General features: G+C 41.7%; 7 protein-coding genes. 6 read left to right on the top strand and 1 reads right to left on the bottom strand.

Annotated features, from left to right (window positions below; translation table 11 throughout):
• The first annotated feature begins 176 nt into the window (after positions 1–176).
• Complete coding sequence (gene gap / locus ADI74_RS10515; protein ID WP_000260681.1) at positions 177–1,184, top strand: type I glyceraldehyde-3-phosphate dehydrogenase; 1,008 nt, start codon at positions 177–179, stop codon at positions 1,182–1,184.
• 78 nt (positions 1,185–1,262) lie between these two features.
• Here gap and ADI74_RS10520 read toward each other — a convergent pair whose 3' ends face one another.
• On the bottom strand, positions 1,263–2,138 hold the full coding sequence (locus tag ADI74_RS10520) for an RluA family pseudouridine synthase (protein WP_080980415.1): 876 nt from the start codon (positions 2,136–2,138) through the stop codon (positions 1,263–1,265).
• Between the two features lie 86 nt (positions 2,139–2,224).
• On the opposite strand from ADI74_RS10520, the gene pbp2a reads away from it, so the two are divergent.
• The 5 genes from pbp2a to ADI74_RS10545 all read left to right on the top strand — a co-directional run bounded on the left by pbp2a (position 2,225) and on the right by ADI74_RS10545 (position 5,994).
• Positions 2,225–4,420 carry a penicillin-binding protein PBP2A gene (gene pbp2a, locus ADI74_RS10525; protein ID WP_049538759.1) on the top strand — a complete coding sequence of 732 codons (2,196 nt, stop codon included), beginning with the start codon at positions 2,225–2,227 and terminating at the stop codon, positions 4,418–4,420.
• Positions 4,421–4,472: 52 nt separating this feature from the next.
• Complete coding sequence (gene rpmG / locus ADI74_RS10530) at positions 4,473–4,625, top strand: 50S ribosomal protein L33 (RefSeq protein ID WP_001809375.1); 153 nt, start codon at positions 4,473–4,475, stop codon at positions 4,623–4,625.
• A 9-nt stretch (positions 4,626–4,634) separates the two neighbouring features.
• Positions 4,635–4,811: a preprotein translocase subunit SecE gene (gene secE / locus ADI74_RS10535; RefSeq protein ID WP_000505776.1), complete on the top strand. Its 177-nt coding sequence runs from the start codon at positions 4,635–4,637 to the stop codon at positions 4,809–4,811.
• Positions 4,812–4,863: 52 nt separating this feature from the next.
• Positions 4,864–5,400 carry a transcription termination/antitermination protein NusG gene (nusG, locus tag ADI74_RS10540; protein WP_000376729.1) on the top strand — a complete coding sequence of 179 codons (537 nt, stop codon included), beginning with the start codon at positions 4,864–4,866 and terminating at the stop codon, positions 5,398–5,400.
• A 120-nt stretch (positions 5,401–5,520) separates the two neighbouring features.
• Positions 5,521–5,994 carry a hypothetical protein gene (locus tag ADI74_RS10545; RefSeq protein ID WP_049538760.1) on the top strand — a complete coding sequence of 158 codons (474 nt, stop codon included), beginning with the start codon at positions 5,521–5,523 and terminating at the stop codon, positions 5,992–5,994.
• Positions 5,995–6,030 lie beyond the last annotated feature (36 nt).

Here is a 6,030-nt window from a genome sequence, read left to right on the forward strand (position 1 = left end):
GAAAGAAATTACAGAGGCATCCTATTAAAAAGAAACTGACATAGAAAATCAAGGTCAGCACTTGCAATTAAGCTCAAATAGTTATATAATAGGTTCGTTGAAAGGTGATTTGTAGTGATTCAAGTTACTCTTTTCACAATAAAAATTTCATGATTTTCATAAGGAGGAAATCACTAATGGTAGTTAAAGTTGGTATTAACGGTTTCGGCCGTATCGGTCGTCTTGCTTTCCGCCGTATCCAAAACGTAGAAGGTGTTGAAGTTACTCGCATCAACGACCTTACAGATCCAGTTATGCTTGCTCACTTGTTGAAATATGACACAACTCAAGGTCGTTTCGACGGTACTGTAGAAGTTAAAGAAGGTGGATTCGAAGTTAACGGTAAATTCGTTAAAGTTTCTGCTGAACGTGATCCAGAACAAATCGACTGGGCTACTGACGGTGTAGAAATCGTTCTTGAAGCAACTGGTTTCTTTGCTAAGAAAGATGCAGCTGAAAAACACCTTAAAGGTGGAGCTAAGAAAGTTGTTATCACTGCTCCTGGTGGAAACGACGTTAAAACAGTTGTATTTAACACTAACCACGACGTCCTTGACGGTACTGAAACAGTTATCTCAGGTGCTTCATGTACTACAAACTGCTTGGCTCCAATGGCTAAAGCTCTTCAAGACAACTTCGGTGTTGTAGAAGGATTGATGACTACTATCCACGCTTACACTGGTGACCAAATGATCCTTGACGGACCACACCGTGGTGGTGACCTTCGCCGTGCTCGTGCTGGTGCTGCAAACATCGTTCCTAACTCAACTGGTGCTGCTAAAGCTATCGGTCTTGTAATCCCAGAATTGAACGGTAAATTGGACGGATCTGCACAACGTGTTCCAACTCCAACTGGATCAGTTACTGAATTGGTAGCAGTTCTTGAAAAGAACGTTACTGTTGATGAAGTAAACGCAGCTATGAAAGCAGCAGCTAACGAATCATACGGATACACAGAAGATCCAATCGTATCTTCAGATATCGTAGGTATGGCTTACGGTTCATTGTTCGACGCAACTCAAACTAAAGTTCTTGACGTTGACGGCAAACAATTGGTTAAAGTTGTATCATGGTACGACAACGAAATGTCATACACTGCACAACTTGTACGTACTCTTGAATACTTTGCAAAAATCGCTAAATAATTCATGAGTCGATAAAAGCAAGACTAATAGGTCTTGCTTTTTCTATTTTTAGATAAAACAAAATGGATGATTTAGCGGTCATCCATTCTTTTTTAATTCTCTCTCAAATGTATCAGAAAGGGCAGTGAAGCTCAACTTTTCTAAGGTGAGTGGATGGGTAAGGGATAGTCGGAAGGCATGGAGCATGAGCCGGCTCGTTTTTGATCTAGAGTTATAGAGAGGATCGCCCAAGATAGGGTGCTTGTGATGAGAAAGGTGAACACGGATTTGATGTGTTCGACCGGTCTTTAGTTTGCAACGAACAAGAGAAGTCTTATTTGGAAATTGTTTTAATCGACTTACCTGGGTTTCGGCATGTTGCCCATTTTTGGGATCTACCACTCGTTTTCTGCGATCGTGTCGATCACGACCGATTTTATCTCGGAAGATAAGTTCTTTACTCCCTACTTGCCCCTCTACGAGTGCCCAGTACTCACGAGCGATTTCCTTTTTCTCCAACAAACGATTGAGAATGGGAAGGATAAAAGGATTTTTAGCGAAAAGCACTAAACCGCTTGTTTCCATATCCAGACGATGAACAACATAGCAAGTTTGACCAACGTAGGAAGAGACGTGGTTGAGAAGGGCGATTTCATCTGGTTGATTGCCGTGAGTTTTCATGCCTTCGGGTTTGTTGACAACAATGAGATGTTGGTCTTGGTAAATCTCTTGAACGAGGTCTGGCTTGCCCCAAAGGATTTCTTTTGGGGGATAGTCCTCCTCGTCAAAAGTCAATTGGCAAATATCCCCTGGTTTGACCATCTCGTTCCAGTGAACTTGTTTTTGATTGATCAAGATGCTCTTCTTGATTCTTAGAAAATGGCGGATTTTTCTAGGAATGAGGAGTTGTTCCTCTAGGAATTGCTTGACCGTCATTTGAGGCAGGGATGATGGTAATGTAAATGTGAATTGCATACAGATATTGTAACAAAAAAAGGTCTATTTGGATAGGGAATAGCTAAATTCTTGAGTTCCTATGGTGAAGATGATAAAATAAACGCATGAAATTAGATAAATTATTTGAGAAGTTCCTTTCTCTCTTTAAAAAAGAAACGAGTGAATCAGCAGAGTCTGATTCTACTAGTATGCGTCGTTCACGGAGCGATAGAAAAAAACTAGGCCATGTAGGTCCGATTCGGAAATTCTGGCGTCGCTATCATTTAACAAAAATTGTTCTTATCATCGGATTGAGCACAGGATTGTTGGTGGGGACTTATCTGTTTGCTATAGCCAAGTCCACTAATGTCAATGACTTGCAGAATGCCTTGAAAACAAGAACTCTGATTTTTGACCGCGAAGAAAAAGAGGCTGGCGCCCTATCCGGTCAAAAGGGAACTTATGTTGAGCTGACAGATATCAGTAAAGACTTGCAGAATGCTGTCGTCGCGACAGAGGACCGTTCCTTCTACAAAAATGACGGAATTAACTATGGTCGGTTCTTCCTAGCTATTGTCACAGCAGGTCGTTCTGGAGGCGGTTCTACCATCACCCAACAGTTGGCGAAAAACGCCTATCTGTCTCAGGACCAAACCGTTGAACGGAAGGCCAAGGAGTTTTTCCTAGCTTTAGAATTGACAAAAAAATACAGCAAGGAGCAAATCCTTACTATGTACCTCAATAACGCCTACTTTGGGAATGGCGTCTGGGGTGTAGAGGATGCGAGTAAGAAATATTTCGGTGTATCGGCTGCGGAATTAACCCTTGATCAAGCGGCAACTCTAGCCGGGATGCTTAAGGGGCCAGAGTTGTATAATCCTTTGAATTCCATTGAAGATTCAACTAACCGCAGGGATACTGTATTACAAAACATGGTTGCGGCAGGCTATATTGATAAAAATCAAGAAACGGAAGCAGCTGGAGTAGATATGGCTTCTCAACTCCAAGATAAGTATGAAGGTAAGATTTCTGATTATCGTTACCCATCCTATTTTGACGCAGTTGTCAACGAAGCAGTCTCTAAGTACAATCTAACAGAAGAAGAGATTGTCAACAACGGTTATCGAATCTATACAGAACTTGACCAAAACTATCAAGCAAACATGCAGGTTATTTACGAAAACACTGCGCTATTTCCAACGGCAGAAGACGGAATGCATGCTGAATCAGGTAGTGTTGCTCTAGAGCCTAAAACGGGTGGGGTGCGTGGAGTTGTCGGACGCGTAGCTGGTGATGACAAATCAGGCTTCCGTAATTTTAACTATGCAACTCAGTCTAAACGCAGCCCAGGCTCGACGATTAAGCCTTTGGTCGTTTACACTCCAGCTGTGGAAGCTGGATGGGCTCTGAACAAGCAACTGGACAACCACACCATGCAGTATGACAGTTATCAAGTAGACAACTATGCTGGCATTAAGACTTCTCCTGAAGTACCTATGTATCAAGCCTTGGCAGAATCACTCAACCTACCAGCGGTTGCGACTGTAAATGATTTGGGGATCAATAAGGCTTTTGAAGCTGGAACGAGATTTGGTCTGAATATGGAGAAAGTTGACCGCGTTCTCGGAGTTGCCCTAGGTGGAGGAGTAGAGACGAATCCTCTCCAAATGGCACAAGCCTATGCAGCCTTTGCTAACGAAGGTCTGATGCCCGAGGCGCATTTCATCACTCGTATTGAAAATGCCAGTGGTCAGGTCATCAAGAGTCATAAGAACTCTCAAAAACGAGTGATTGATAAGTCGGTAGCCGATAAAATGACTAGTATGATGCTAGGAACATTTACTAATGGGACAGGGATTAGTTCATCGCCAGCAGATTATGTTATGGCAGGGAAGACAGGTACTACTGAGGCTGTTTTCAATCCGGAATATACCAGTGACCAGTGGGTGATTGGTTATACTCCAGATGTGGTAATTAGCCACTGGCTTGGCTTCCCAACGACAGATGAGAACCATTATTTAGCAGGTTCGACATCTAATGGCGCTGCCCATGTCTTTAGAAGCATGGCCAACACCATCTTGCCTTACACTCCTGGCAGCACCTTTACGGTTGAGAATGCCTATAAGCAAAATGGTATTGAACCAGAAAATACCAAGCAACAAGTCGTTGAAAATGAAACAAATCAGACAGAAGATCCGTTAGGAGATATTCGTAGTCGTGCTCAAAATCTTGTAGATGAAGCAGGTCGGGCGATTTCAGAAGCCAAGATAAAAGAAAAAGCCCAGACAATATGGGACTCAATCCTCAATCTATTTCGCTAATAGGCTTGTCAAAGCCTAGGTTTCTTGTTATAATAGATAAGATGGAGGCGTTATGGCACTAAAAAAAGCAAGCCTAGCTTGTGCAGTTTGCGGTTCAAGGAATTACTCAATCAAAATTAGTGGGAACCCCAAGCCAACACGACTAGAAGTAAATAAATTTTGTAAACATTGTGGAAAATATACGACACATAGAGAAACGAGATAGGAGAGAACGATGGGTTTTATTAAGGATATTTTTAAACTTCTTAAAGAAACAACTTGGCCAACTCGCAAAGAAAGCTGGAGAGATTTTCGCTCTATTATGGAATACACAGCCTTCTTTGTGGTCATTATTTACATTTTTGACCAGTTGATTGTTTCAGGTTTGATTCGATTTATTAACATTTTTTAGAAGAAAAGCGGAGAACTTCTGCTAGCTTTCTTCTATTATGAAAGGAAATATCATGGATAGTTTTGACAAGGGATGGTTTGTTCTACAAACTTATTCTGGCTATGAAAATAAGGTAAAAGAAAATCTATTGCAACGTGCGCAAACTTATAACATGTTGGATAATATTCTACGCGTTGAGATTCCAACACAAACTGTGCAAGTTGAGAAAAATGGAAAGAAAAAAGAAATTGAAGAGAATCGCTTTCCGGGTTATGTCCTTGTAGAAATGGTCATGACAGATGAAGCATGGTTCGTTGTTCGAAACACACCTAACGTAACAGGATTCGTCGGGTCACATGGGAACAGATCAAAACCAACCCCACTATTGGAACAAGAAATCCGTGATATTCTGGTTTCAATGGGACAAACTGTTCAGGAGTTCGACATTGACGTTGAAGTTGGTCAAACCGTCCGAATCATTGATGGTGCTTTTGCAGACTACACAGGTAAAATTACTGAAATTGATAACAACAAAGTGAAGATGATGATTTCTATGTTTGGTAATGATACGATTGCAGAAGTGAATCTCAACCAAATTGCAGAATTATAACCCCCGAGAGGCGCTGCCTCTCTTTTTATGTGCCGTTGAGGGCGGAAGAAGTATAGAATAGAGGAAAGAGACCCATAGGCTCTCGCATTCTGCTAGACTAAAGGCAGAAAGGAGAGATCTATGAATCTAAAAGAATTGTACGAAGAAAGCAAAGGGATTGTCCATAAGTGTCGAAAAGATTATCACCTCCATCTGTGGGAGATAGAGGACTGGGATCAGGAAGGTATGATGTGCCTCTATGAACTGATCAGTCATCATCCAGAGTTACTAGCGGGTGAACGCCACCAACTATATGTCTGCTTTAAAACTAAATTCCGAAATCGTATCCTAGATTACATCCGTAAACAGGAGAGTCACAAGCGTCGTTTCGATAAAGAACCCTATGAGGAGGTGAGTGAGATTAGTCACCGCTTAGGAGAAAAAGGGCTGAGACTGGATGATTATTATCTCTTTCACGAACTTCTGAAGACATACAAATCCGAGCAGAGTAAGGAAAAACAAGAGTTGGTGGACCGTCTCATGGGAGGAGAAATCTTCAGAGGACGCAAGGCCCTACTGAGGGAGCTTTCTATCGTCTTCCAAGAATTTGCATAGGTTGAAAAAAAGTTCTTGACAAAGTAGGAAAAGTAG

The organism is Streptococcus pseudopneumoniae (genome assembly GCF_001074565.1).
Taxonomy (GTDB): domain Bacteria; phylum Bacillota; class Bacilli; order Lactobacillales; family Streptococcaceae; genus Streptococcus; species Streptococcus pseudopneumoniae_J.